The following is a 22291-nucleotide window of genomic DNA, read 5'->3' as shown; positions in this document are numbered from 1 at the left end:
CGGCCTAGTTGTTGGCCAGCCGGCAGGCGAGCTGCGGCCGCAGGGTCTTGAAGCCGTAGAGCACGTCCAGCCGGCACGGGAACTTGTCGTTGTTGATGTCGTACTGACGCACGATCCGCATCGAGATCCCGTCGAAGGCCTCCCGGGCCGCGAAGTCGACGCCGCGCGGCATCACCATGTCGGCGGTGGCGAAGGCGAAGGCGCCCTTGTGGTAGGCCAGGCTGAGGCCATGGGCGGTGTTGCCCGTGCCGGCCACGCTGATCGCCACGTTGTCACCCGGCGAGCCGCTGACGGTCTGCATCGCCCCGCTGGTGATGATCGACGGGCTGATCTGGATGGTCAGGGCGCCCGCCCCGTCCGCCGTCCCGTCCGCCGTCGCCACGAACTGCTGCAGCACGCCGGTCGAGGCCTTGGTCTCCGGATGCACCCGGAACACGCCGGCGATCATGAAGATGTCGCCCTTCTTGAGCGCCGCGGTCGAGGCCGTCCAGCCGTCGGTGACCAGGGTCGCCCCGGTCTGGCCGGCGCCGTTCACCAGCGGGGTCCCCGCCTTGGAACCCACGGTGTGGCTGGGCCAGAGCGTATTCTCCATGAAGTCGAACCCGGCGGTCCGGCCCATGAAGCCCTCGCGGTATTGCTTGGAGATATTGGCCTTATCGTTGAACAGGCCCTTCAGCGCGTCCACCAGGTCGACATTGTCCTGGGTGTTCAGGTTGCAGGTTCGGCCGGCCAGGGGCGCCAGGTTGTCCACCAGGATCTTGCGGCCCTGCAGCACCTTGGCGAAGGTCGTGGCCAGGCCGTGGTTGTTCACCTGGTTGTTGACGTCCTTGTACATGGTCATGGCGTCGGCCTCGATATTGGCCGCCAGCACGCTCATGGCCGGTTCCAGCACCCGGTCGCTGAAGTCGTCCAGGCTCATGGTCAGGTCGACGGAGGTGAAGTTCAGGTCCACCCCCTTCTGGGTCTGGACCTTCAGGTCGACGCTGGTCTCGGTGGTGTCCTGGGCGGCCAGCGTCGAGCCGGTCCGCACGACGTACTGGTTGGGCAGGCGCACCTTCAGGGTGTCGCCCACCTTGGCGCCCTGGCGGGCGAAGCTGTCGTCATACTCGCGGGTGATCGACCCCACGAAGTTCAGTTTCTGGTGCAGCACACGCAGGGCTTCACGCGTGACGGCGGTGGGGGAAAGCAGGGTGTTGGCCAAGGTCTGGCGTCCTTTCGGATGGCGCGGCGGCCCTCGGGCGCGCCGGCATGTGGCTGTTGGATGGGGGTCAGGGGCGGCGATCCTGGCCAGGCCAGCGCACGTTCCGTGACTTCTGGCGCTCCAGGCGCCGCGGGCTGGGATGCGGACTTCCGAGACGGGATTGGTCGCGCGAAATGGTCGGGCCAACCGCCACTGGTGGTTGACCTTTGCTGGCGTCGCGATAGCTTGACCTGGAACGAAAGATGAACCGGGAGCGCCGACGATGACTCCGACCAGCCGCCGTCTCCTGCGCCGATACGGAATTCCGGTGGTGCTGCTCCTGCTGGGCCATGCCGCGTGGGCCGGCGCTTCGAGGTACGAGCCTGTCTTCGCCTTCGCGGTCACCGCCGGGCCCGTCGCCTCCCTATGGATCTTCTGGCTGATCGCGCGTGAGCCGCCGGCTCAGCGAGTCACCCAGAAGTGGACGAGGCTCGCCGCCATTCTTCTGGTCCTGACGCCGCCCTTGGCGGTGTCGATCCCTGCGGGCATCGTCGGTCAAACCGACACGACGGGCTTGGGGACGCTTATCGCGGTGTTCATCATCGCACCCTGGGCGGCTGTCCAGATTGTGCCTGGGGTCATCGCCCTCTGGCGAGTCGCGTTCCAGGGGCTCGCGCCGTCGGAAACGGCGAGCGCGCCGGTCCAGGCCGGCTAGCTCCGTCATGGGCTCAGTAGCCGGGGAGCATCGGCATCTTCGGCGATCTCTTCCCGAGTTCTTCGCCAAGCCGGTAGACGAACATCCCCGGCGCGGTTGAGCCGAAGCCCTGTCCGAGCGCCTGTTGAGATCGGCGCACCATCTCGGGAAGCTCGCCGTCACCCAGACGCGTCTCATAGCCTGGGGTGTCTTCATCGCCGATCCTGCGGCCGAAGATCGGCTCCACGGAGTCGGCGGCGTAGCTGTTGGAGTTGACCTGCCTGCCGTAGAGATTGTTCCCTCGCCTGACCTGGGCCGCCTTCACATAGGCCGGTTGCGCGACCTCGCGAGCCGTGCGTCCCGGTATGAAGGTCTGGGCAAGGACGCGTTCGCCGCGTCCGAAGTCTTCGCTTTGGTGAGCCGGCATGACCTCCGCCGTGGTCCGCAACCTGCCGCTCAGCCCGTCCCGAACGAACGGAAGAAGACCGCGGGATGATGGCCCGCCACGGGCGATGAGCGGTTCGCGGCCATCGTCGTACTCGACGTACATGTGATCGTACAAAACCGGATCGAGGAGTTTCAACCAGGGCAAACGCCGACTGGCGATATCGTAGGCCCTGACCGTCACCTTCGTCCCGGGCGGTCCGGCGGCGGCCTTCTTCGGAAGCCTCTTCAGCACCGCGTCATTCCGGACGATCAGCTTGTCGACACCCGCCATCGTCACCGCCCCTTCAGCGCCTGTTCGTTGCGCCGGCGGATCCACTCCCCGGTCGCCATCTCGTCCCGCACGCCGCCGCCCGGAACGGCCGCGCCGGTGACCGAGACCGCCGGGCGCACGGCCTGGGTCTGGGCTAGGCTCTTGGCCGAGGCCTGCTGTTTCTCAAGCTGCTCGCCGAGATGGGCGCGGTGCAGGATCTTCCACAGCCTCGGGTCGGCGATCTCGCGCAGCTCCTCCAGGGTCACCCCAAAGGCGCCGGCATATTCCACCAGCTTGGCGGCCACCTCCGGCGACCAGCCGTCGATCTCCTGGCTCAGCACCCGCCCCGTCTCGGCCAGTTGCGCCGCGGCCCGGCGCTGGGCTTCCAGCCGGCCCTGCTCGGTCCTGTGGGTCAGGGACCAGGCGAACTGGTCGCGCGCCTGCTGGGTCTGGGTGAACTCCGCCCACGCCCCCTGGGCGCCCTGCGGATCGGCCTGTCCGTACGCCTCCCAGTCGACCCCCTGATAGGCCTCGAGCTGCTGGTCCAGCAGGTGCAGCTGCGCCCGGTCGCCGATATGGGCGTGGGCGGCCTCGACCTCCTCGGCGTGGGTCTGGCGCTGGGCCTCCAGGGCGCGGCGATGCTCGGCCAGCTCCTGGGTCTTGCGTGTGTAGTCCCCGTGCATCAGGAAGGCGCCCTTCAGCGCCCGCGGGATGCGGTAGACCTGCCCGTCGTGCTCCACCTCCTCGTGGTCATCGCCGTCGGGTTCGCCGGGCGCCTGGGCCTCGGCGACTTCGGCCAGGATGCGCGGGTCGGCGTCCACGGCCAGATTGATCGCGTCTTCGTCTCTCATGATGTCCTCAAGGGTGATCGGCCCGCGAAGGGCGGCGTACGCGCACGGCCGCTCAACGGCGGCCGTGGGTTCAAAAACGTATGTCGGTGGGAGCCGAGACGCTCAGCCCGGAGGCGGCTCTGCGGCGGCGGGGAGGCTCAGGACGCACTCTCGACCAATGGCGAAATTATCGCAAAATCGCGCGAGATTGTCAAGAACATAACAAGAACAATCTAGACCTACCCACGCCCCTCCGTCGCCCGCATCCGGTTCGTCTCGGCCTCGAAGGCCTCGATCTCCAGCTTGCGGGCCTGGTGAGCGCGGTCCTGCTCCAGGGCCGCGATCTTGGCGCCGGCGGCCTGCAGGGCCTGGGCGAGCTTGGCCATCTGGGCCTTGGCCGCCTCTACCTCCGGCGCGGCGCCCTTGGCCTGGTCCGGGACCATCGCCGCCAGCCGCCCGGCGATCTCGTCGGCGCCGGGCCAGTCGAGGTTGCGGGCCAGCAGGTCGCCGATCACCGGGGCGGCCGGCGGATAGGCGCGGATCAGCTCGATCATCTGGGTCGCCGCCTCCTCCCGGCGGCTGGTGAAGCTCGGCCCCGACTTGACGGTCAGGTCGTACTTGCCGGCCGCCAGGTCGTAGATCCGGGTGATCTTCCGCGCCTGGTCGGCCGGGTCGGGCGCCTGGAACTTCTGGTTCACGGGCGCGAGCCTGGCCTCCCCGCCCGGCCCCAGCACGCGCACCACGCGGGGCGCGGAATAGACCTTGGGGATCAGGTCGATGAGGATCCGCCCGGCGTGGCGGATCGCCCGGCTCAGGTTGTCGATATAGTGGAAGGTCGAGACGTCCCCTTCCCGCTGCCGCGCCATGATCGCCCGGCCCGAGGTCTCGTTGGACCGCGCGCCCAGGCTGGCGTCGTGCAGGCCCATGATCGACTTCATGTCGTCGCTGGCGTTCAGCGCCTCCTGCAACGCCCCGGCCGGCACGCCGCTGAAGGGCTGGCGCTGCGGCGGCTCGGGGCCGTCATATTCGATATAGGCGTGGGTCTGGACATTGGCCGAGGCCCACTTCGCGGAGTCCGTCTCGAACGCCCCCTTGCGGCCGATGAACGGCGCCTTGGGCGCCAGCGCCACCAGCTCCGTCGACGTCGTGCGCCAGTAGTTGAACATCCGCTGCGGGTCCTTGGCGTCGCGGACCAGGCTGCGCAGCCGGCGCTTGCCGTCCACGTGCAGCTCCTCCCCATAGACCGGCACGATGGGGATGAACCTGCCCGCCCAGTCCACGGTCTCCAGCACCTCGGCGCCGGTCAGCACCCGCTGCACCACCTTGCTGGATGCGACCTGCCGCGGCCGCCCGATGACGCTGACGCCCAGCGCATCGAACATCGCCTTCTGGGCCTCATAGACGGACCTCTCCACCACCTGGCCGTCCGACAGGGCCAGCAGGGTCTTGGTCACCGCCTCACGACGCCAGTACTCCGCCACCATCACCTGGTCGCCCTCCAGCCAGGGCCCGCCCAGGCCGGCATAGGAGTCGGCGCTCCAGTCCACCGCCTCGGCGCCCTTCCAGCGCGCCTCGAAGGCGGCCTTGGGCAGGGTGTCCACCACGAAGGCGGTGTTCCAGTCGGAGCTATCGGCGGCCGTCGAATTGGGGTCGCCATAGATGCTGAACGGGTTGGCCACCCGCTCGATCACCAGGTCCTGGTCGAAGCTGTCCTCGCCGGCGTAGCGGGTGTTGATCCGGAAATAGCCGAACCCGCCGGTCACCGCGAAATCCAGCGCCGTGTCATAGGCCACCTCGGCGTCGCTCGACTGCTCGATGTTGCGGATCAGGCCGTTGAAGATCTCGGCGGTCTCCGGATCGGCGCCGTCGTCGACGGGATGGCAGCTGATGGCCGGCTTGTTCTGCCGCGCGTCGTTGACCACCTGGCGGATGAAGGCCGGCAGCCGGTTGATGGTCAGGCAGGGCCGCCCGTCCAGCTCCCGGTCGCGCCGCACCTTGTCGGGCCACTGCTCCCCCAGCCGCGCGAAGCGTATGTCGTCCAGCGCCTCGCGGCGGTTCTCGGACTCGTGCTCGCAAGCAAGATCGAACGCCTCGCGGGCGTCCTTCAGGATGTCTTCGGTTTTCATGCAGGATCCTTCGGCGCCGAGAGACCTCGGCGCGCATCGGGTTTTCAGGCTTTGAGCCGCAAGGCGGCGCGCCGCCGAAGCGCGCGGCGTACGGGGCTCACTTCGGTTGTCGTGCGCCGATCCCTCAGGACCCTGCCGCTCGCCCCGGCGTTCTCAAGGGCCGCTTAGTCTTCTCGGCGCGACCAGGCGATGGACAAGACCCAGGCGGCGCCGACGAGGAAAGCGCCCGAAACCTGAGAGATCAGCGCGTAAACGAGAAGATGCAGATTGAGAAATCCACCGAAGGACTGGACCGACTTTATGAATTTCCACATCTCCATCTCTTCAACAATGTTGAAGTATAATGGCGGCACGAGCATCAGAGTCCCGATAAGCACGAGAATACGGTTTGCACGGCGCTTCGGAGATGAAGAGTTATTCAATGACATAATTGCCCGCCTTCTGCAGTGGTATCTTCAATCGTGGCATTCCAGGCAGCGTGGGAACATTCAAAATCAATCCGGGTGAAACCTCATACATAAGGCGTCCCTCTTCATCATTGTAGATTCTGATCTTGTTCGGAAAACTTTCAATCACTCCTGGATCCGCCGTTCCCCGCACATTCGCGACAGAGACCTCCCTCCGGGAGGTCGGCGGATTCAGATTTCCACTGGCCTTTATCTTCCCAATACGCGGAACATCGGCGCTTCCCTGAACGTCCGCACCTGATCCCCTGCGAATATCGATCCTGGTCTTGCCTGCGTTTACCTGCGCGTGGCTGTTCGGTCTCGAGGTGATGACATTGACGGCGCCCGCGACCACTGCGGGCATCCCCGCATGCCCGGTCAATTTCGGCCACCGGCCCGGCGCCGGCGCAAGCTGATCCCTGCTGGGGCCGGCCTCCAGGGTGTCGCGACTCTCGCCTCCGACGAGGGCGCCGTCGCCCTGCGCAGATGAAAGGTTTTGCCAGGCCGCATATTCGCGCCGCGCCTTCTCGGCCTCAATGTCCAAGGTGCGACGCCTGAACCAGGCGTCCAACGCGTCGAAGTCATCACGGATGGCCATCATCGATCCCCATCGAATGTTAGCGCGGTCGAGCCCGTTTCCATCACGGCCACGCTATTGGAACATAACAGCAACATCAACTGGCGTTGCAGCGACCGGAGGGACAACCCGAGGGGGCGTTGGACCTTCCGGCCGGAAGGGCCCGCCTCACCCCATCCAGTTCAGCCCCTGGGCCCGCGCCGTCCTCGGCCGCGCGGCGCCCTGGCGGTTGACGGCGAACTCGCCGAAGGCGTCGGCGCCATGGCTGGCGGCGTCGTGCAGCGGCCCGACGAAGCTGCGCGTCGCGGCGCTCCAGCGCTTGCGATAGGCCCGCAGCCGATCCAGCCCCACGGCGCAGGCCTCGGCGTCGAACCAGGTCAGCGGGATCATCAGCCGGGCGGCGTTGATCCGCTCGTCCGGCCCCTGGGCCGCGCCCACCGAAACCGGCCGGACCCCCAGCCCGCCCAGGGTCTCCAGCCGCGAGCGGCCGCCGGCCCCCAGCTCGCGCACCATCACGTCGTGCGGCAGGTGGTGGGTCCCGTAGACGTAAGCCTTGCCCGCGAGCGCCTGGGCCACGATGGCGTCCAGCCCCTCGCCGGAGGTCTCGAAATAGTCGATGGCGCGCACCTCGCGCCCCACCTGCTGGAAGAACCAGATGGCGGTGTAGTCGTCGATGCCCAGGTCCCAGGCGGTGTCCACCTTCAGGGCCGGATCGTGCGGAAGCCGCCCGATCCGCCCGGCCTGCTCGGCCGTCCGCAGGGCCTCGCCGTAATAGGCGCCGGGCGCGGCGGCGTCGAACGCCACCAGGTATTCGGTGTCGAACTTGGCCTGGCCCTCGGCCTCGGACCCCGCCTCGGCGATCAGCTCGGCCCGCTCCACGGCCAGTTGCTCAGCTGAGAACACGTCGGTCTCCGTGGCCGGGGATTTCAGGGTGAACCAGGCCGGGTCGGCGGCGCGCGCCTCGAAGGCCCGGACGGCGTGGTTGCGTCCGCGCGGCGTCCACAGGAACAGGGCCCAGCCATCGTTCTCCGCCAGGATCGGCCGGATGTAGGGCCAGCAGTCGGGCTTGGCCAAGGCCCACTCGGAGAACACCACTCCGCGCGGCGAGGCCCCCATCAGCCGGTCGTGATTGTCCGACCCCACCACCTGCCAGACCGAGCCGTTGCGGAACTCGATCTTCATCTCGGCATCGACGGTCTTCGCCCGGAAGCTCTTGGGAAAGGCCTCGTCGATCCGCTTCACGCCCGTATGCGGGTTCACCGCGTCCCAGATCGCCTTGCGCCCCTGCGAGGCCTCCGGCAGCAGATGCCAGTAGGTGCCGGGCTTCTCGATCATCTGGGTGGCGGTCCAGTGCAGGGCCACCTCATCCTTGCCCCAGCGCCGATGCGCCACAACGTCGGCTCGCTTGCCGCCGCCCTCCAGGTACTCCATCAGCGGCTCCTGATAGAGCCGCGGGACCCACCTATTGGGCAGGCTTATCTCGACCGAATTTGACAATCTCGACATTGAAAACCACCGCGTCCGGATGTTCCTGGGCGATCCGCGTCCCGTACTTGCGCGGCGCCAGCTTGGCCGCCTGCCACTGCCGGCTGGCGATCCGAGTCTTGTCGACGGCCAGGGTTTCGGGCGTCGCTCCGTCTGCAATCTCCCGGACATCATCGAACAGCCGCTCGGCCTGGATCTCGCGGGCGTTCGCGTACATGGCCACGAATTCAGGATGCCGGTTCAGCCACAGATAGATCGCCGACTGCGAGGGCATGTCCTCGTCCTGGCAGACCCTGTGGAGCGCCCGCCCCTCCCCCAGGCGGCGGCAGAACTCCACGGCGGTCTCCAAGCTGTAGCGCCGCGGTTCACCCTCCCGATGGGGCCGCCCCCCGACCTGCAGGGCCAGGGCGTAGGTCTGGGCGAAATCCGCCCGCCGCCGAAGCCAGTTGTGCACCGACTGCGACGACGGCATTCCCGGCCTGCGGCAGATGGCCGCCAGGCTGTGGCCCAGGACTGTGAGATCACAGATCGCCTCGGCGACCTCCGGCGAATAGGTGACGGCCGGCGCCGCAGGCATGGCGGCGCGCGCCGCGAGGGCGGGGGGTTCGGGCATGGCAAATTTCCTGATTGATGTTCCTCCCTCCCCGACCTGGGGAGGGGCAGATCGCGAAGCGATCGGGGTGGGGAATACCGACCGCACGCCCCCACCCGTCCGGCGCTCCGCCGTCCACCCTCCCCATGAAGGGGAGGGAGAACCCGTTTGTGTGGTTCGTGTGGTTCGTGGACAAATCTCTTTCGGCGTCAGCCGAAGGCTCAACGCCTCAATAGTGATATCGGCACTGCGCGATTTCCAACTGCTGCGCCGCGCCCTTCCCGGTCACCCGATAGACCAGCCGGTCCTCCAGCGTGATCCGCCGCGACCACCAGCCCTGAAGCTCGCCGCGAAGCGGCTCCGGCTTGCCCGTCCCCTTGAAGGGCGAGCGCGTGCATTCCTTGATCAGTCCGTTCAGCCGTTCCAGCGTGTTGGCGTCGGTCGCCTGCCAATGGAGGTAGTCCTCCCAGGCCCGGTCGGCGAAGACCAGCCTCACGGCGTAATGAGCTCGCGCTCCGATCCTTCACCGGCCTCAAGCTGGCGGACGGCTTCGGCCAGCCGCTGCGCATTGGCCGGGCTCGACATCAGATGGAGGGTTTCCTCCATGGCGTTCCAGTCGGCCAACGACACCATCACCACCGACTCCCCGCGCTTGCGGGTGACGACGACCGGCGCCCGATCCGCGACGACGCGGTCCATCACCTCCTTGAGGTTGGCGCGGGTGTCTGAGTAGGTCAGCACGTCCATGACGAGACTCCAGGGTTCATATGTACAATAACACGTACAATTGAGTCCCATCAAGCCGCCTAGCCTAATCGCCCCTACCCCGCAGCCCAGAGCGGCGGCGCGCGGGGACACTTGCCGATGTCGGGGTCGATGGCGAGCTGCCAGTCCTCCGGCCAATCCTCGGCATAGGCGCGATCATGGTCTGCCAGCAGCAGCAGGAAGGTCCCGAGCGACGACCCCGCCGCCCACACGGGTTTCTCGAAGCCCCGCTCGTGATCGAAGAAGTAGACGGCGGGCACGGCGTCGCCAGACGACAGGTCGAGGCCGAAGAGATTGCCGCAGCCGTCAAAAAAAACCGGCACAGCTTGTGCGTGGAGCAGATCGGTCATCTCGACGGACGGCCGCTCCCAACGCTTCATCCAGTCGTTCCAGGAGGGGCCGATCGCCGCGAACTCGCCGACCTCCGCAATCCCTTCCCGATAGAAGTCCTCAAGATCGGCGGGGAGCTTGCGGCCAAGTTGCTCGCTCACGCGCGCAATGATCCGCTCGGCGTGGTTTACTCGCCAACGCCTCAAGGCGCCGGCCTCCTCAAGGCGCCGGGCGGCTTCCGGCACTGAAACCCTCACGTCAACCCTCCGTCCTTCGGTGGCGTCCTGGATCTCGGCACGCCCGGCCATCGGAGATAGGGCGCCACCAACTCGTCAATCCGCAACTTCTCCGCCATGACTTCAACCTGTGAAGGGTTCCTCCCATTTAGGCTCGCACGGAACGCCCTCCATGCCGCGCTTGCGATCTCGTGCGCCATCGGCCGGAGAGGCCACAAATTCGCTAAGTCGTTGGGATCGACGTTCGGGAAGACGTGCTTCCATTCGAGTGGCCGACTATGGTGCACCTCAGCGCTCATCTTACCCGCCGGAATTCCATTGGCGCGCGTGAACTTTGCACGGGCAGCACGACGCATCGCTTCATTTGTTGCCTGCCAGGCTTCGCGCTCAGCGAAGCTGAGAGGCGGCGGCTGGACCTTTGAAGCGATAGCTCGCCCGCCAACAAGCGCCGCGCCTTCCAGTCCAGCGATGAGGGCGACCGGAGCCAGAACCGGCGCCAACATCCAACTGTCCTTCGCGCCCTCAGCGTGAACCACCTTGGCGAACTGGGCTTGCTGCCGACGAAGTTCACGCAGGTCGTCAGCGGGCCTTGACCGCGGCGTGGCGTCTAAAGGGGGGTGGGTGCGAGCCTTGACCGTGGGCGATGGTCGAGGTGACGCACGCCGAAGCGCCGTCGGTGTCGGATCTTGGCCGCCCTTGGCGCGGAAACCCATGGCAAGCACGTCTGCCGGTCTCGGCGCCACAAAAGCGCGACCATCCCGAATGCTTGAGGCCCAGAGTTCTCGCCCCGCCGCATCGGCTTCGGGTCTGAAACTCACGTCTCGCCAGCGCGCAGTCATCCAATCGGCGATTTCGGAAGCGTCAGAGTTTCCTTGAGCCAATCCCGCCATTCCACGCCTTTCATTCGTTGTGCGACCCGCAAGGACCAGATCACCCCCGCGCCCGGCCGCCGCCGGCTCCACGGAGCCTGGCTCGGCGCGCTCGGGACGCGGGGGGCCTGCCGCGCGGGGCGCAGCCTTCCGGCGGTCAGGCAAGGTTCCCCGCGTCCCCACCGCGGGCGGAGGGGAGGACATCCACGACAGGGACGCGGCGGCGCAAACGGGCGGGCGCCCGCGGCGCTCACCTGAGCGCCGGCCAAAAACCTTGAAGGACCATGGCCCCCGGGGGCCCGCGTGGAGAGGCGCGGCGCCTGGGGACCGGAAGGCCGCCCCGCGCCTCAGACGCAGAAACGACCAATGCCGAAAACCTACCGAAACCGCGCGAAGCTGTCAAGAACAAAATAGGAACATTTAGAGCCGCCACGCCAAGTGCAGGTGCGCGGGCATGTCCATCTCGATCACCCCGCCCCCGTCCGTCACCGCCTGCGCCACCGCCGCCAGCAGGACATCCAGGCGCTCGGGGCCGAGAGCGCGGTAGTCCGACCGGGTCCGCAGATAGTCCACGAAGGCCTGCGCCGTGTAGGTCCGAGTCGCCGGATAGGCCCGGTGCTCCGCAGGCCCGAACAGGCCGCTCGCCGCCAGCCCTTGCGCGAACGCCCCGCCGGGCCAGTACCAGCGCTCGGGCGGATCAACCCAGAGCTCGGGCGCCAGGCGCCCATAGATCGGCTCGAACACCCCGAGGTAGTCCGCCGGCGGCGGCTCCGGCACATGGGCGAAGCAGGCCAGCAGGCCGCCGGGCGCCAGGACGTCGGCGGCCTTGGGCAGGGCCACCCTCGGGTCGATCCAGTGGAAGGCCTGGGCCGAGACGATGAGCCGGCAGACCGACGGCGCCCAGTCCTCGAAGCTGGCGACCTCGAAATGAACGTGCGGAAAGGCCTCCAGTCGCCGCCGCGCCACCCCCACCAGCTCCGCCCCCGGATCGATGGCCAGCACCTGCCGGCCGAAGGGCGCGAGCCCGCGCGTCGCCTGCCCCGTCCCGCAGCCCAGCTCCAGGATCAGATCGTCGAGGCCCAGCTGCGCCTCGGCCATCAGGTCCACGAACAGGGCCGGCGGATAGCCCGGCCTGTGCGCGTCATAGAGATCGGCCACCTCGTCGAAGGACCGGGCCAGGTGCATCGGAATGTCGCTCATGAACCAACGATCGGGGATCAGCCGGTGGCGATCAAACGACATCTCGCGCCCTATCTTGTGAGCTCACCTCACGACCCGCACCCCGGCGCAGCCGGGCCTGAGTCATCCTGGCCGCCCCCCAGCTTGGCCGTCCCCCGCCCCGGGCCTAGACTGCCCCCTCCCCGCCCCGGAGCGCCCGCCATGCAGGTCGCCGTCCTCACCTTCCAGGCCTTCAACGAGCTGGACTCCTTCGTCGCCGCCGCCCTGCTCAATCGGCTGTCGGCCCGCGGCGTCCAGGCCTGGATCGTCTCCCCCACCCAGAGGGTGGTCTCCAAGAACGGGATCGCCATCGACCGACAAAAACCGTTGGCCTTCGCCAACATCGCCGACGCGGTGATCATCGGCAGCGGCATGGCCAGCGAGGTGGTGGCCGCCGATCCCCACATCCTGGCCACCCTGCACCTCGACCCCGCCCGCCAGCTGATCGCCAGCCAGTGCTCGGGCGCCCTGCTGCTGGCGGCGCTGGGCCTGGTGTCGCCGGGCGAGCCGGTCTGCACCGACCACATGACCGCCCCGGGCCTGGCCGCCCACGGCTTCCGGGTGCTGGAGCGCCCCTTCCACGCGGCCGGCAATGTCGCCTCGGCCGGTGGCTGCCTGTCGGCCACCTATCTCGCCGCCTGGATCGCCGCCCGCGGCCTGGGGCCGGAGTCCGCCCGCGAGATGATCCATGGCGCGGCCCCCGTGGGCGAGAAGGAGGCCTGGGTCGAGCGGACCCTGGCGGTGATCGCCCCCTTCCTGGCGCCCGTCGCCGCCTGAGCGGCCATTGCCTCGGGTGCCCGCGCCCCCTACCCCTGGGGCCAACCGACGCCGGCAAGGCGCGCAACGAGGCGGAGACGAGACATGGACGTGCGGGGCAAGATCATCGTGGTCACCGGGGGCGCCGAGGGCATCGGGGCGGCGCTCGCCCGCCGTTTCGCCGCTGAGGGCGCGACCCATGTCGCCGTGGTCGACCGCAATGGCGAGGGCGCGAAGGCCGTGGCCGCGCAGATCGGCGGGACCGCCTATACGGTGGACGTCTCCGACGGCGCGCAGGTCGCCGCCATGGTCGCGGGCGTCGAGGCCGCCTGGGGCCGCATCGACCTCTTCTGCGCCAATGCGGGCGTCGGCGACGGCGACCCGGATCGCGAGAACGCGGTCTCCTCCCCCGACGCCGTCTGGGCCCGCGCCTGGGGGGTCAATGTCATGGCCCATGTCCACGCCGCCCGCGCCGTCCTGCCGGGCATGATCGCCCGCGGCGAGGGCTACCTGCTCAACACCGTCTCGGCCGCGGGCCTGCTGTCGCAGATCGGCGGGGCCGTCTACTCCACCACCAAGCACGCCGCCGTCGGCCTGGCCGAGAGCCTGGCCATCACCCACGGCGACCAGGGGATCAAGGTCTCCATCCTCTGCCCGCAAGGCGTCGACACCGCCATGCTGCGGGCCGGCGGCTCGGGCTCCCCCCAGAGCCTGGATGGGGTGCTCACCCCCGACGAGGTGGCCGGCCACGTCATCGAGGGCCTGGCCGCCGAGCGCTTCCTGATCCTCCCCCACCCGGAGGTGCTCACCTACATGCAGCGCAAGACCGCCGACTACGACCGCTGGCTGGCCGGCATGCGCCGCCTGCGCGCCAAGGTGATGGGCAAGAGCTGACAGGTCCGCCGGTCAGGAAAGGCGGTCGCGGAAGTCCGGATAGTCGAACTCCCGCACCAGCCGCAGGGCGTCGGTCTGGCTGTTCCACTGCGCGATCGCCGGCAATGGCACGCCGTTGAAGGTGTTGGTCTTGACCATCGAATAGTGGGCCTGGTCCAGGAAGGCGATGCGCCTCCCCGGCGTGGGCGGGGCGGCGAACAGGTAGTCGCCGATGATGTCTCCGGCCAGGCAGGAGGGGCCGCCGATCCGCACCGTGACGCCCGCCTTCGCCTCGTTCAGCATCGCCGGCCGATAGGGCGCCTCGATGACATCGGGCATGTGGCAGGTCGCCGAGATGTCGGTGACGGCGACGGCCATCCCATTGTCGAAGCTGTCGAGGATCTCCCCCACCAGGATGCCGGCGTCGAGCGCGATGGCCTCGCCGGGCTCGAGATAGACCTGAAGGCGGTGCCGCTCGGTCACGCCGCGCAGGAAGGCCACCAGGGCCTCGATGTCGTAGTCGGCCCGGGTGATGTGGTGGCCGCCGCCGAGGTTCAGCCACTTCAGCCCCGGCAGCATGCCCGCCAGCCTCGGCTCCAGCGACTCCCAGATCCGCCGCAGCGGTTCGAACCCCTGCTCGCACAGGGCGTGGATGTGCAGGCCGTCAACCCCGTCGAGATGCTCCGGCCGCAGTTGCGACACCGGGAAGCCCAGCCGCGACCCGGCCTGGCAGGGGTCGTACTTGGCCACCTGCGCCTCGCTGTGCTCGGGGTTCAGGCGCAGGCCGACCTCGAACACCTCGCCCTGTGCGCGCGCCTGAGAAATCTCGCCCGCGAAGCGCGCGATCTGGGCCGGCGAGTTGAAGATCACCGTGTCCGACAGCTTCAGGATCTCGGCCAGGTCCTCGCGCTTGTAGGCGGGCGAGTAGGTGGTCAGCTCGCCGCGATAGTGCTCCCGGGCCAGCCGCGCCTCCCACAGGCCCGAGGCGCAGACCCCGTCGAGATAGTCCCCCACCAGGTCGGCCAGGGCCCACATCGAAAACGCCTTGAGCGCCAGCAGCACCTTGGCCCCGCCCCGCGCGCCCACATCCTGGAGCACGGCCAGGTTCCGCGCCACCGCGGCCTCGTCCACCACGAAACAGGGGGACGGAACGCGGGCCAGGTCGAAACGGGCGAAGGCGCCGGGACCGCCGGCCTGGGTCTCCATGCCGCTCAGAACGCCAGCGGCGCCGGCAGGTTCTTGACCTGCCAGGGCAGTCCGTGCCGGTTCAGCATCTCCATGAACGGATCGGGATCGAGCTGCTCCATGTTGAACACGCCCGCTCCTTTCCACTGGCCGGTCAGCATCAGGGCCGCGCCGATCATGGCCGGGACGCCGGTCGTGTAGCTGACCGCCTGGCTGCCGGTCTCCGCATAGGCGGTCTCATGGTCGCAGATGTTGAGGATGTAGACGGTCTTCTCCGCCCCGGCCTTCTGGCCGGTGGCGATGATCCCGATATTGGTCTTGCCCTTGGTCACCGGCCCCAGGGACGAGGGCTCGGGCAGCAGCGCCTTGAGGAACTGCAGCGGCACGATCTCCCGGCCCTCGAACATCACCGGATCGATCCGGGTCATGCCGACATTGCGCAGCACCTCCAGGTGCCTGAGATAGGACTCGCCGAAGGTCATCCAGAAGCGGATGCGCTTGATCTCCGGATAGAACCTGGCCAGCGACTCCAGTTCCTCGTGGTACATCAGGTACATGTCGCGCGGGCCCACCTGATCGAAGTCGAAGACCTGCTTGTGGGCCAGGGCCGGCCCCTCCACCCATCGCCCGTTCTCCCAGTGGCGCGAGGGCGCCGTCACTTCGCGGATGTTGATCTCGGGATTGAAGTTGGTGGCGAACGGATGGCCGTGGTCGCCGCCGTTGCAGTCCAGGATGTCCAGGGTCTCGATCCCGTCCAGCAGGTGCTTCCTGGCATAGGTGGTGAACACCGAGGTCACGCCGGGATCGAATCCGCAGCCGAGCACCGCCATCAACCCGGCCGCCTTGAACCGCTCCTGATAGGCCCACTGCCAGCTGTATTCGAACTTGGCCTCATCGCGAGGCTCGTAGTTGGCGGTGTCGAGATAGTTCACCCCGGCCGCCAGGCAGGCCTCCATGATGGCGAGGTCCTGATAGGGCAGAGCCAGATTGACCACGACCCCAGGCTTCACGGCCGCGATCAGCGCGACGGTGGCCGCCACGTCGTCGGCGTCGAGCTCGGCGGTGTCGATGGTCACGCCGGTGCGCGACTTCACCGAGGCGGCGATGGCCTCGCACTTGGGCCTGCGGCGGCTCGCCAGGGTGATGTGCGAGAAGACGTCCTTGCACGCCGCCATCTTGTGGACGGCGACCGAACCCACACCGCCGGCGCCGATAACAAGCACCCTACCCATCTACGCACCTTCTGAAGCCGAACAAGCGTTCCCGGCACGGTCGCCGGTTCGCGGGGCTGCGGGATTATCACGAGGACGGCGGGTCCGCTAACCACCACCCGATTCAGACACTCGGCGGATCACGCTCCAGGCATGAACATCTGACCGGCCCCGCGGTTGCGTGGACAGGTCGCGCCGACCTCCCCGCGCTCAGCCGGCCTCGGCGGCCAGCAGGTCCAGGGCCACCTCCAGCACCGCCTCCAGGCGCCCGGCCTCGCGGTCGCTGCGGGCGGCCTCGCGCGGCGTCAGCTCCTCGCCGCAGACCAGGTCGCAGGCCGCCAGCAGCACCGGATGCTGGTGAAGCCGGCGGCGATAGGCGGCGAGCTTGGTCGCCGCCGCCACCCGCGCCTCGGCCTGGGCCAGGACCTCGGTGAGGCTCGTCCCCTGCGGATTGTCGCCATGCTTGATGTCGAGGCTCGACCCGATGCCCGCCCCGCCCCTCGCTCGCCGGTAATAGGTCCCGTAGCGTTCCCCCGCGCGTTTCTGCAGATCGTTCAGCCGCCCCTGCCGGACCAGCCAGTCCAGGCCGGCCTGCCGGCGATGCGGCTTGCGGGGTGAGGCCGGCGCCTCGATGGCCGCGCCGCGGGCCTCCGACAGGGCCACGGTCTCGGCGACGCCGGCCGTGACGGCCAGGGCCTCGGCGCGGGCCTTGCCCCGCTGTTCCAGGGTCAGCAGACGCGCGCGCTCCAGGCGCGCCAGATGGGCCGTGCGGCTCATGACGAGGCTCCGGTGATCTTGGAATGTCAGGCCTTGGGCGGGGGGATCATCGGCAGGCAGACCGCCGCCCCGTCCTTGCCGATCCGCCGTTCGGAGAAGGCCCAGAACCCGCCCGCCGCCAGCACGGCGGCCACGTGAGCCTCGTGCCGGGCGAACTTCGGCAATTGCCGGTCCCCCGCCCCGCGCGCCGCGCGCTTGCGAAACAGCGCCTCGAACCGCCGCGCCGGGTCGGCCTCGAGCCCCAGCTGCAACCGCGTTCGCGCAGGGGACGTCCCCGTTTGACGTAGGGCCGCGTAATCCTGGCCGTCGATCGGCCGTGGCTTGGTGTTTTCCCGTTGCATGGCGGAACTGTACGGAACATACAGCGAACAGACAACAAATTTCTGTATTTTCTCTACATCAATTCCCCTATAGGTTTAGGTCATGGACGACCCCTGCCAACGCCTGCGCCTGGCCCGCACCGAGAAGGGCTTCGACACCGCCGCCGCGGCCGCCGAGGCCTTCGGCTGGAACCGCAACACCTACGCCTCCAATGAGAACGGCAACGCCCCCTTCTCCTACCGCAAGGCCAAGGAGTACGCCGCCGCCTTCGGGGTCCGCCCCGAATGGCTCTACGACGCCTCGGGCCCGGTCCGTCCCGCGGCCCAGGCCGGCCTCGTCAAGGTGATCGGCATGGTAGGCGCCAACCCCGAGGGTGCCATCCTCTACGCCACCGGCCAGGAGGCCGACGACCTGGCCCCGATCCCGCCCGGCGGCACGGAAAACGCCGTCGCCGTCCAGGTCTCCGGCCACTCCATGCGCGGCCTCGCCGACGACGGCGCGCTCATTTATTTTGAAGACCAAAGGACGCCGCCGACCCCCGACATGCTGGGCCACGTGGTGGTGGTGGAGACCGACACCGACGAGGTCCTGGTCAAGCGCCTGCTACGCGGCAGCGAGCCGGGCCGCTACGACCTGGAGAGCCTGGCCGGCCCCACCCGCCACGACGCCAGGCTGCGCTGGGCCGCCCACATCACCGCGATCATCCCGCCCCACCAGGCCCGGCGGATCATCATCCGAGGCCTCTAACGCTCGCCCTCCGGTGGATCACCCGAAGAAACCTAACATAAGATTTGGCGGAGATATGTATCTTTTATACATTATCTGAATGCCGCCTCATGATGCCCCCGACCTCGTCGACGCCCTGACCACCGAACGCGCCGTCGACGCCGCCAGGGTCGCCTGGAGCGCGCGGGAGGCGCGACGGGGCGCCGGTGTCGCCTGGTCGGGAATGGCGGGCGCTGCTCTCGCCCCGGCCGAGCCCACCGATCTTCTGGCCGCCGCGCGGGCCCGCCTCGCCGCCCGTCGCGCCTGGAACGAGAGCGCCCACGGCCGGTTCGTCGTCGCCGTCGTCCAGGCCCAGGTCGCCGCCCGAGCCGCCCACGCGGCTGGCGAACAGGCCCGCGCCGCCGCGGCCCGCGACTTCGAAGCCGAGCGCCAGGCCTGCGCCCAGGCTGCCCGGGAACTGCGCGCCGCGGCCCTGGCCCTGCTGCGCGGCGCCCGCGCGGCGCGCGCGGCGCTGGACCGCGACGATCCGGCGGCTTGACCCCTGCGATGGGGGAATCTAGGTAGTTCGACAACCTAACTACCTTTGAGTCCGCATGCCCCTCTCCGTCGACGACCCTTCCGCCCTCCTGGCCGAGACCCTGCGTCCGGCCCTGCTGCGCGTCTCGCGCCGCCTGCGCCAGGAGGCTCAGAAGGCCGGGGTCTCGGCCCTCGACGCCCTGCTGCTCAATCAGATCAGCCGCAATCCGGGGGTGGGTGTCTGCGACCTGGCCGACGGCGAGCAGCTCTCCCGCCCCACCATGAGCGGCCACATCAAGCGCCTGGAGGCCGCCGGCTGGGTGGCCCGCGCCAACCACGCCGAGGACGGCCGCCGCTCCGGTCTCGCCATCACCCCGGCCGGCCAGGCCCGGCTCGACGCCATCCGCCAGCACCGCAACGACTGGCTCGCCGCCCGCCTGGCCAAGCTGCCCGAGGAGGCCCGCCAGCAACTGCAGGCCGCCTCCGGCCCCCTCCTTCAGCTGCTGAGCCTTGAGGCATGAGCGAGGTCGAAGCCCCCATCGACGCCCCGGTCGCCGGAACGCCGGCCGCCCGCGGCTGGATGATCCCGGCCATCATCGGCTCAGCCATGCTGATGCAGACCCTCAACGCCACGGTGATCTCCAACGCCCTGCCCACCATGGCCGTCGCCCTGGACGAGGATCCCCTGCGGTTGAACCTGGCCATCACCATGTTCCTGCTGGCCTCGGCGGTCTTCCTGCCGATCAGCGGCTGGGTGGCCGACAAGTTCGGGGCCAAGCGGATATTCATGGCCGCCATGGTGCTGTTCGCCCTCTCCTCGGCGGCCTGCGGCTTCGCCCAGAACCTCAACCAGCTGGTCCTGGCCCGCATCTTTCAGGGCATGGCCGGCGCCATGATGGGGCCGGTCGGCCGCCTGGTCCTGCTGCGCACCACGCCGAAGAGCGAGCTGGTGGGCGCCATGTCTGTCCTGACCATGCCCGCGCTGCTGGGGCCGGTGATCGGCCCCGTGGTGGGCGGCGCCATCGTCACCTTCGCCGACTGGCGATGGATCTTCTTCATGAACCTGCCGATCGCCATCGTCGGCGTCGCCCTGGTCCGGGCCTATGTGCCCAACGTCAAGGAACAGGACGTCTCGCCCATCGACTGGATCGGCATCCTCCTGACCGGCGTCGGCCTGGCCGGGCTGATCTTCGGGTTCGAGAATGTCGGTCGCGGGTCCCTGCCCGCCGGGATGGTGGCGGGACTGTTCCTCGCCAGCTTCACGGCCCTTGGCCTCTACTGGCGGCACGCGCGCAACAATCCCCATGCCATCATCGACCTGTCGATCTTCAGGCTTCCCACCTTCCGGGCCTCGGTGATCGGCGGCGCCTTCCCGCGGATCGGCATTGGCGCGACCCCCTTCCTGCTGGCCATGCTGCTGCAGATCGGCTTCGGGCTCTCGGCCTTCCAGGCCGGCATGATGACCTTCATCAGCGCGGCGGGCGCCCTGGTGATGAAGACCACCGCCCCGCCGATCCTGCGCCGCTTCGGCTTCCGCTCTGTGCTGCTGGTCAACGCCGTGATCGTGGGCTTGAGCTTCATGGCCTATGGCCTCTTCAAGCCCTCGACCCCGCACTGGATCATGCTGACCGTCCTGGCGATCGGCGGTTTCTTCCGCTCCCTGCAGTTCACCAGCCTCAACGGCATGGCCTATGCCGAGATCGAGCAGCACCAGATGAGCCGGGCGTCGACCACCTCCTCCATGGCCCAGCAGCTGGTCCAGTCCATCGGCATCGGCCTGGCCGCCCTGCTGCTGCACATGCTGATGGTGGCTCAGGGTCAGAACCACATGACGGCCGCCACCATCGCGCCCGCCTTCGTCATCATCGGCGCCATCACCTTCATCTCGATCCTGTTCTTCCTGCCCCTGCCCAAGGACGCCGGCGACGAGATGAACGGACGGAGCCCCACCTAGCCCCTCGACTTCCCCGACGTGCGGCGGCCAATCTCTCCGCCACACTCAGGGGAAGAAACCGATGCCTGCCAATCGCCAATGGATCCTGCGCCGCCGTCCGACCGGCGAGATCGGCCCCGAAGACCTCGAACTCGTCACCGTCCAGACGCCCGAGCTGAAGGACGGCGAGGTCCTGGTCCGCACGATCTACCTGTCGCTCGACCCCACCAACCGCATCTGGATGAGCGACCAAGACCAGTACCTGCCGCCCGTGGAGATCGGCGACGTCATGCGCGGCGGCGTCATCGGGGTCGTCGAGGCGTCCAAGAGCCCCGAGCTCCAGGTCGGCCAGATCGTCAATCCCGGCCTCGGCGGCTGGCAGGATTACACCGTCCTGCCCGCAGGCCTCGCCCGCCCCAGCCTGCAGATCCCGGGCGTTCCGCTCACCGCCTATATGAGCGTGCTCGGCGCCACGGGCCTCACCGCCTGGTTCGGCCTGATGGACATCGGCAAGCCGCAGCCCGGTGAAACCGTGGTCGTCTCCGCCGCGGCCGGCGCCGTGGGCTCCATCGTCGGCCAGCTGGCCAAGCTCAAGGGCTGCCGGGTCATCGGCATCGCCGGAGGCCCCGAGAAGTGCCGCTGGCTCACGCAAGAGCTCGGCTTCGACGGCGCCATCGACTACCGCAACGAGGACGTGGGCGAGGCCCTGGACCGCCTGGCCCCCAACGGGATCGACGTGGATTTCGAGAACGTCGGCGGCGAGATCATGGACGCCGTCCTGGCCCGCATGAACAATTTCGGCCGCGTGGCCCTCTGCGGCATGATCTCCACCTACAACATCGACGGCCCCATCCCAGGCCCCAAGGACTTCGCCCGGGTCCTGATGCGCCGCCTGCTGATCAAGGGCTTCATCATCATCGACTACCTGCCCCGCGCCGCCGAGGCGATGGCCGAGCTGATCCCCCTGGTGGCCTCGGGCCAGATCAAGTGGAAGGCCCACGTGGTCGACGGTCTGGAGAACGCCGCCGAGGCCGTGAAGCTGCTGTTCACCGGCGCCCACGACGGCAAGCTGCTGGTCCGCGTGTCGCCCGAGCCCTGATCTGCCGCACGACCACTTGCCTTCCGTAAGGCGAGCGGTCGTCCAATCTCCCGACAGGGCCGCAGAGCCTGGGGAGAAAACGTCATGTCGGACACCATGGACCGCGACCTGGGCTTCGATCCCGAAGCGCTGCGCGCCAAATACCGCGCCGAGCGCGACAAGCGCCTGCGCGAGGACGCCAACGCTCAGTATGTCGAGATCAAGGGAGACTACGCCCACTATCTCGACGACCCCTATGTCCCGCAGGGCTTCTCCCGCGCGCCCCTGACCGACGAGGTCGAGGTGGTGGTGATCGGCGGCGGCTTCGGCGGCCTGCTGGCCGGCGCCCGCCTGCGCGAGGCCGGGGTCCAGGACATCCGACTGATCGAGAAGGGCGGCGACTTCGGCGGCACCTGGTACTGGAACCGCTACCCCGGCGCGGCCTGCGACATCGAGAGCTACATCTACCTGCCGCTCCTCGAGGAGGTCGGCTTCATGCCGCGGGAGAAGTACACCCGCGCGCCCGAGATACTCGCCCACAGCCGCGCCATCGGCGAGAAGTACGGCCTCTACGACAACGCCTGCTTCCAGACCGAGGTCACCGACATGACCTGGGACGATAGCGCGTCCCGCTGGATCATCCGCACCAACCGCGGCGACGCCATGCGCGCCCGTTTCGTGGCCATGGCCAACGGGCCCCTGCACCGTCCAAAACTGCCGGGCATCCCGGGCGTCGACAGCTTCAAGGGCCACAGCTTCCACACCAGCCGCTGGGACTACGACTACACCGGCGGCGACTCCTTCGGCGGCCTGAGCGGCCTGAAGGGCAAGCGGGTCGGCATCATCGGCACCGGCGCCACCGCCGTGCAG

Annotated in this window: 25 protein-coding genes; 9 read left to right on the top strand and 16 right to left on the bottom strand. The window is 68.6% G+C overall.

Features of this window, described 5'->3' with window-relative positions:
- Positions 1-4: 4 nt before the first annotated feature.
- On the bottom strand, positions 5-1201 hold the full coding sequence (locus Q7T09_RS16150; protein WP_304701068.1) for a P22 phage major capsid protein family protein: 1197 nt from the start codon (positions 1199-1201) through the stop codon (positions 5-7).
- A 262-nt stretch (positions 1202-1463) separates the two neighbouring features.
- On the opposite strand from Q7T09_RS16150, the gene Q7T09_RS16145 reads away from it, so the two are divergent.
- A complete protein-coding gene (locus tag Q7T09_RS16145; RefSeq protein WP_304701066.1) occupies positions 1464-1895 on the top strand; it encodes a hypothetical protein in 432 nt (143 codons plus the stop codon).
- Between the two features lie 13 nt (positions 1896-1908).
- On the opposite strand, the gene Q7T09_RS16140 is transcribed toward Q7T09_RS16145, so the two are convergent.
- From Q7T09_RS16140 to Q7T09_RS16090, 11 genes are all read right to left on the bottom strand, one after another.
- A complete protein-coding gene (locus tag Q7T09_RS16140) occupies positions 1909-2592 on the bottom strand; it encodes a hypothetical protein (protein ID WP_304701065.1) in 684 nt (227 codons plus the stop codon).
- Between the two features lie 2 nt (positions 2593-2594).
- Positions 2595-3422, bottom strand: coding sequence for a hypothetical protein (locus Q7T09_RS16135; RefSeq protein WP_304701064.1), 828 nt, complete (start codon positions 3420-3422; stop codon positions 2595-2597).
- A gap of 218 nt (positions 3423-3640) precedes the next feature.
- Positions 3641-5527 (bottom strand): portal protein, encoded by a 1887-nt coding sequence (locus Q7T09_RS16130; RefSeq protein WP_304701063.1) that lies wholly within the window; start codon positions 5525-5527, stop codon positions 3641-3643.
- 164 nt (positions 5528-5691) lie between these two features.
- Positions 5692-5955: a hypothetical protein gene (locus Q7T09_RS16125; RefSeq protein ID WP_304701062.1), complete on the bottom strand. Its 264-nt coding sequence runs from the start codon at positions 5953-5955 to the stop codon at positions 5692-5694.
- Entirely contained in the window at positions 5942-6571 is a 630-nt protein-coding gene (locus Q7T09_RS16120) for a hypothetical protein (RefSeq protein ID WP_304701060.1), read from the bottom strand. The genes Q7T09_RS16125 and Q7T09_RS16120 overlap by 14 nt, the downstream gene beginning before the upstream one ends.
- Before the next feature lie 147 nt (positions 6572-6718).
- Positions 6719-7981, bottom strand: a complete 1263-nt coding sequence (locus Q7T09_RS16115) for a hypothetical protein (RefSeq protein ID WP_304701059.1) — start codon at positions 7979-7981, stop codon at positions 6719-6721.
- Between the two features lie 31 nt (positions 7982-8012).
- Positions 8013-8648 carry a hypothetical protein gene (locus Q7T09_RS16110; protein ID WP_304701057.1) on the bottom strand — a complete coding sequence of 212 codons (636 nt, stop codon included), beginning with the start codon at positions 8646-8648 and terminating at the stop codon, positions 8013-8015.
- 208 nt (positions 8649-8856) lie between these two features.
- Entirely contained in the window at positions 8857-9123 is a 267-nt protein-coding gene (locus Q7T09_RS16105; RefSeq protein WP_304701055.1) for a Txe/YoeB family addiction module toxin, read from the bottom strand.
- Entirely contained in the window at positions 9120-9374 is a 255-nt protein-coding gene (locus Q7T09_RS16100) for a type II toxin-antitoxin system Phd/YefM family antitoxin (RefSeq protein ID WP_304701054.1), read from the bottom strand. Before Q7T09_RS16100 ends, Q7T09_RS16105 begins: the two co-directional genes overlap by 4 nt.
- Positions 9375-9448: 74 nt before the next feature.
- A complete protein-coding gene (locus Q7T09_RS16095; RefSeq protein ID WP_304701052.1) occupies positions 9449-9979 on the bottom strand; it encodes an SMI1/KNR4 family protein in 531 nt (176 codons plus the stop codon).
- A 1268-nt stretch (positions 9980-11247) separates the two neighbouring features.
- On the bottom strand, positions 11248-12027 hold the full coding sequence (locus tag Q7T09_RS16090) for a trans-aconitate 2-methyltransferase (RefSeq protein ID WP_304701050.1): 780 nt from the start codon (positions 12025-12027) through the stop codon (positions 11248-11250).
- Positions 12028-12207: 180 nt separating this feature from the next.
- Between Q7T09_RS16090 and Q7T09_RS16085 the strand changes: the two genes are divergently transcribed.
- The gene (locus Q7T09_RS16085) at positions 12208-12822 is read left to right on the top strand and encodes a DJ-1/PfpI family protein (protein WP_304701049.1); all 615 of its coding nucleotides are present in this window, start codon (positions 12208-12210) and stop codon (positions 12820-12822) included.
- Between the two features lie 84 nt (positions 12823-12906).
- The gene (locus Q7T09_RS16080; protein ID WP_304701048.1) at positions 12907-13695 is read left to right on the top strand and encodes an SDR family oxidoreductase; all 789 of its coding nucleotides are present in this window, start codon (positions 12907-12909) and stop codon (positions 13693-13695) included.
- A 12-nt stretch (positions 13696-13707) separates the two neighbouring features.
- Here Q7T09_RS16080 and Q7T09_RS16075 read toward each other — a convergent pair whose 3' ends face one another.
- The 4 genes from Q7T09_RS16075 to Q7T09_RS16060 form a co-directional block, all read right to left on the bottom strand.
- A complete protein-coding gene (locus Q7T09_RS16075) occupies positions 13708-14880 on the bottom strand; it encodes a carboxynorspermidine decarboxylase (protein WP_304701047.1) in 1173 nt (390 codons plus the stop codon).
- A 5-nt stretch (positions 14881-14885) separates the two neighbouring features.
- Positions 14886-16091, bottom strand: coding sequence for a saccharopine dehydrogenase family protein (locus Q7T09_RS16070; protein ID WP_304701046.1), 1206 nt, complete (start codon positions 16089-16091; stop codon positions 14886-14888).
- A gap of 189 nt (positions 16092-16280) precedes the next feature.
- Positions 16281-16847, bottom strand: a complete 567-nt coding sequence (locus Q7T09_RS16065) for a hypothetical protein (protein ID WP_304701044.1) — start codon at positions 16845-16847, stop codon at positions 16281-16283.
- 26 nt (positions 16848-16873) lie between these two features.
- Complete coding sequence (locus tag Q7T09_RS16060) at positions 16874-17098, bottom strand: hypothetical protein (RefSeq protein WP_304701041.1); 225 nt, start codon at positions 17096-17098, stop codon at positions 16874-16876.
- 172 nt (positions 17099-17270) lie between these two features.
- Here Q7T09_RS16060 and Q7T09_RS16055 point away from each other — a divergent pair, with 172 nt between their 5' ends.
- From Q7T09_RS16055 to Q7T09_RS16030, 6 genes are all read left to right on the top strand, one after another.
- On the top strand, positions 17271-17915 hold the full coding sequence (locus tag Q7T09_RS16055) for a S24 family peptidase (RefSeq protein ID WP_304701039.1): 645 nt from the start codon (positions 17271-17273) through the stop codon (positions 17913-17915).
- Positions 17916-17994: 79 nt separating this feature from the next.
- Complete coding sequence (locus tag Q7T09_RS16050) at positions 17995-18432, top strand: hypothetical protein (protein WP_304701037.1); 438 nt, start codon at positions 17995-17997, stop codon at positions 18430-18432.
- Positions 18433-18487: 55 nt separating this feature from the next.
- Complete coding sequence (locus tag Q7T09_RS16045) at positions 18488-18931, top strand: MarR family winged helix-turn-helix transcriptional regulator (RefSeq protein ID WP_304701035.1); 444 nt, start codon at positions 18488-18490, stop codon at positions 18929-18931.
- Positions 18928-20364, top strand: coding sequence for an MFS transporter (locus tag Q7T09_RS16040; protein WP_304701034.1), 1437 nt, complete (start codon positions 18928-18930; stop codon positions 20362-20364). Before Q7T09_RS16045 ends, Q7T09_RS16040 begins: the two co-directional genes overlap by 4 nt.
- 61 nt (positions 20365-20425) lie before the next feature.
- The gene (locus tag Q7T09_RS16035) at positions 20426-21442 is read left to right on the top strand and encodes an NADP-dependent oxidoreductase (RefSeq protein WP_304701033.1); all 1017 of its coding nucleotides are present in this window, start codon (positions 20426-20428) and stop codon (positions 21440-21442) included.
- Between the two features lie 84 nt (positions 21443-21526).
- The coding region (locus Q7T09_RS16030) for an NAD(P)/FAD-dependent oxidoreductase (RefSeq protein ID WP_304701032.1) at positions 21527-22291 on the top strand (765 nt) is incomplete at its 3' end.

The sequence above is a fragment of the Phenylobacterium sp. genome, assembly GCF_030645195.1.
In the GTDB taxonomy this organism is placed as follows: domain Bacteria; phylum Pseudomonadota; class Alphaproteobacteria; order Caulobacterales; family Caulobacteraceae; genus Phenylobacterium.
This window is presented reverse-complemented; position numbering and strand designations above follow the sequence as displayed.

Excerpts from the sequence above, each read along its gene's own strand:
- Q7T09_RS16145 (WP_304701066.1), top strand. The coding sequence starts at position 1,464 with ATGACTCCGACCAGCCGCCGTCTCCTGCGCCGATACGGAATTCCGGTG.
- Q7T09_RS16140 (WP_304701065.1), bottom strand. The coding sequence starts at position 2,592 with ATGGCGGGTGTCGACAAGCTGATCGTCCGGAATGACGCGGTGCTGAAG.
- Q7T09_RS16135 (WP_304701064.1), bottom strand. The coding sequence starts at position 3,422 with ATGAGAGACGAAGACGCGATCAATCTGGCCGTGGACGCCGACCCGCGC.
- Q7T09_RS16130 (WP_304701063.1), bottom strand. The coding sequence starts at position 5,527 with ATGAAAACCGAAGACATCCTGAAGGACGCCCGCGAGGCGTTCGATCTT.
- Q7T09_RS16125 (WP_304701062.1), bottom strand. The coding sequence starts at position 5,955 with ATGTCATTGAATAACTCTTCATCTCCGAAGCGCCGTGCAAACCGTATT.
- Q7T09_RS16120 (WP_304701060.1), bottom strand. The coding sequence starts at position 6,571 with ATGGCCATCCGTGATGACTTCGACGCGTTGGACGCCTGGTTCAGGCGT.
- Q7T09_RS16115 (WP_304701059.1), bottom strand. The coding sequence starts at position 7,981 with ATGGAGTACCTGGAGGGCGGCGGCAAGCGAGCCGACGTTGTGGCGCAT.
- Q7T09_RS16110 (WP_304701057.1), bottom strand. The coding sequence starts at position 8,648 with ATGCCCGAACCCCCCGCCCTCGCGGCGCGCGCCGCCATGCCTGCGGCG.
- Q7T09_RS16100 (WP_304701054.1), bottom strand. The coding sequence starts at position 9,374 with ATGGACGTGCTGACCTACTCAGACACCCGCGCCAACCTCAAGGAGGTG.
- Q7T09_RS16090 (WP_304701050.1), bottom strand. The coding sequence starts at position 12,027 with ATGAGCGACATTCCGATGCACCTGGCCCGGTCCTTCGACGAGGTGGCC.
- Q7T09_RS16085 (WP_304701049.1), top strand. The coding sequence starts at position 12,208 with ATGCAGGTCGCCGTCCTCACCTTCCAGGCCTTCAACGAGCTGGACTCC.
- Q7T09_RS16080 (WP_304701048.1), top strand. The coding sequence starts at position 12,907 with ATGGACGTGCGGGGCAAGATCATCGTGGTCACCGGGGGCGCCGAGGGC.
- Q7T09_RS16075 (WP_304701047.1), bottom strand. The coding sequence starts at position 14,880 with ATGGAGACCCAGGCCGGCGGTCCCGGCGCCTTCGCCCGTTTCGACCTG.
- Q7T09_RS16070 (WP_304701046.1), bottom strand. The coding sequence starts at position 16,091 with ATGGGTAGGGTGCTTGTTATCGGCGCCGGCGGTGTGGGTTCGGTCGCC.
- Q7T09_RS16065 (WP_304701044.1), bottom strand. The coding sequence starts at position 16,847 with ATGAGCCGCACGGCCCATCTGGCGCGCCTGGAGCGCGCGCGTCTGCTG.
- Q7T09_RS16055 (WP_304701039.1), top strand. The coding sequence starts at position 17,271 with ATGGACGACCCCTGCCAACGCCTGCGCCTGGCCCGCACCGAGAAGGGC.
- Q7T09_RS16050 (WP_304701037.1), top strand. The coding sequence starts at position 17,995 with ATGCCGCCTCATGATGCCCCCGACCTCGTCGACGCCCTGACCACCGAA.
- Q7T09_RS16045 (WP_304701035.1), top strand. The coding sequence starts at position 18,488 with ATGCCCCTCTCCGTCGACGACCCTTCCGCCCTCCTGGCCGAGACCCTG.
- Q7T09_RS16040 (WP_304701034.1), top strand. The coding sequence starts at position 18,928 with ATGAGCGAGGTCGAAGCCCCCATCGACGCCCCGGTCGCCGGAACGCCG.
- Q7T09_RS16035 (WP_304701033.1), top strand. The coding sequence starts at position 20,426 with ATGCCTGCCAATCGCCAATGGATCCTGCGCCGCCGTCCGACCGGCGAG.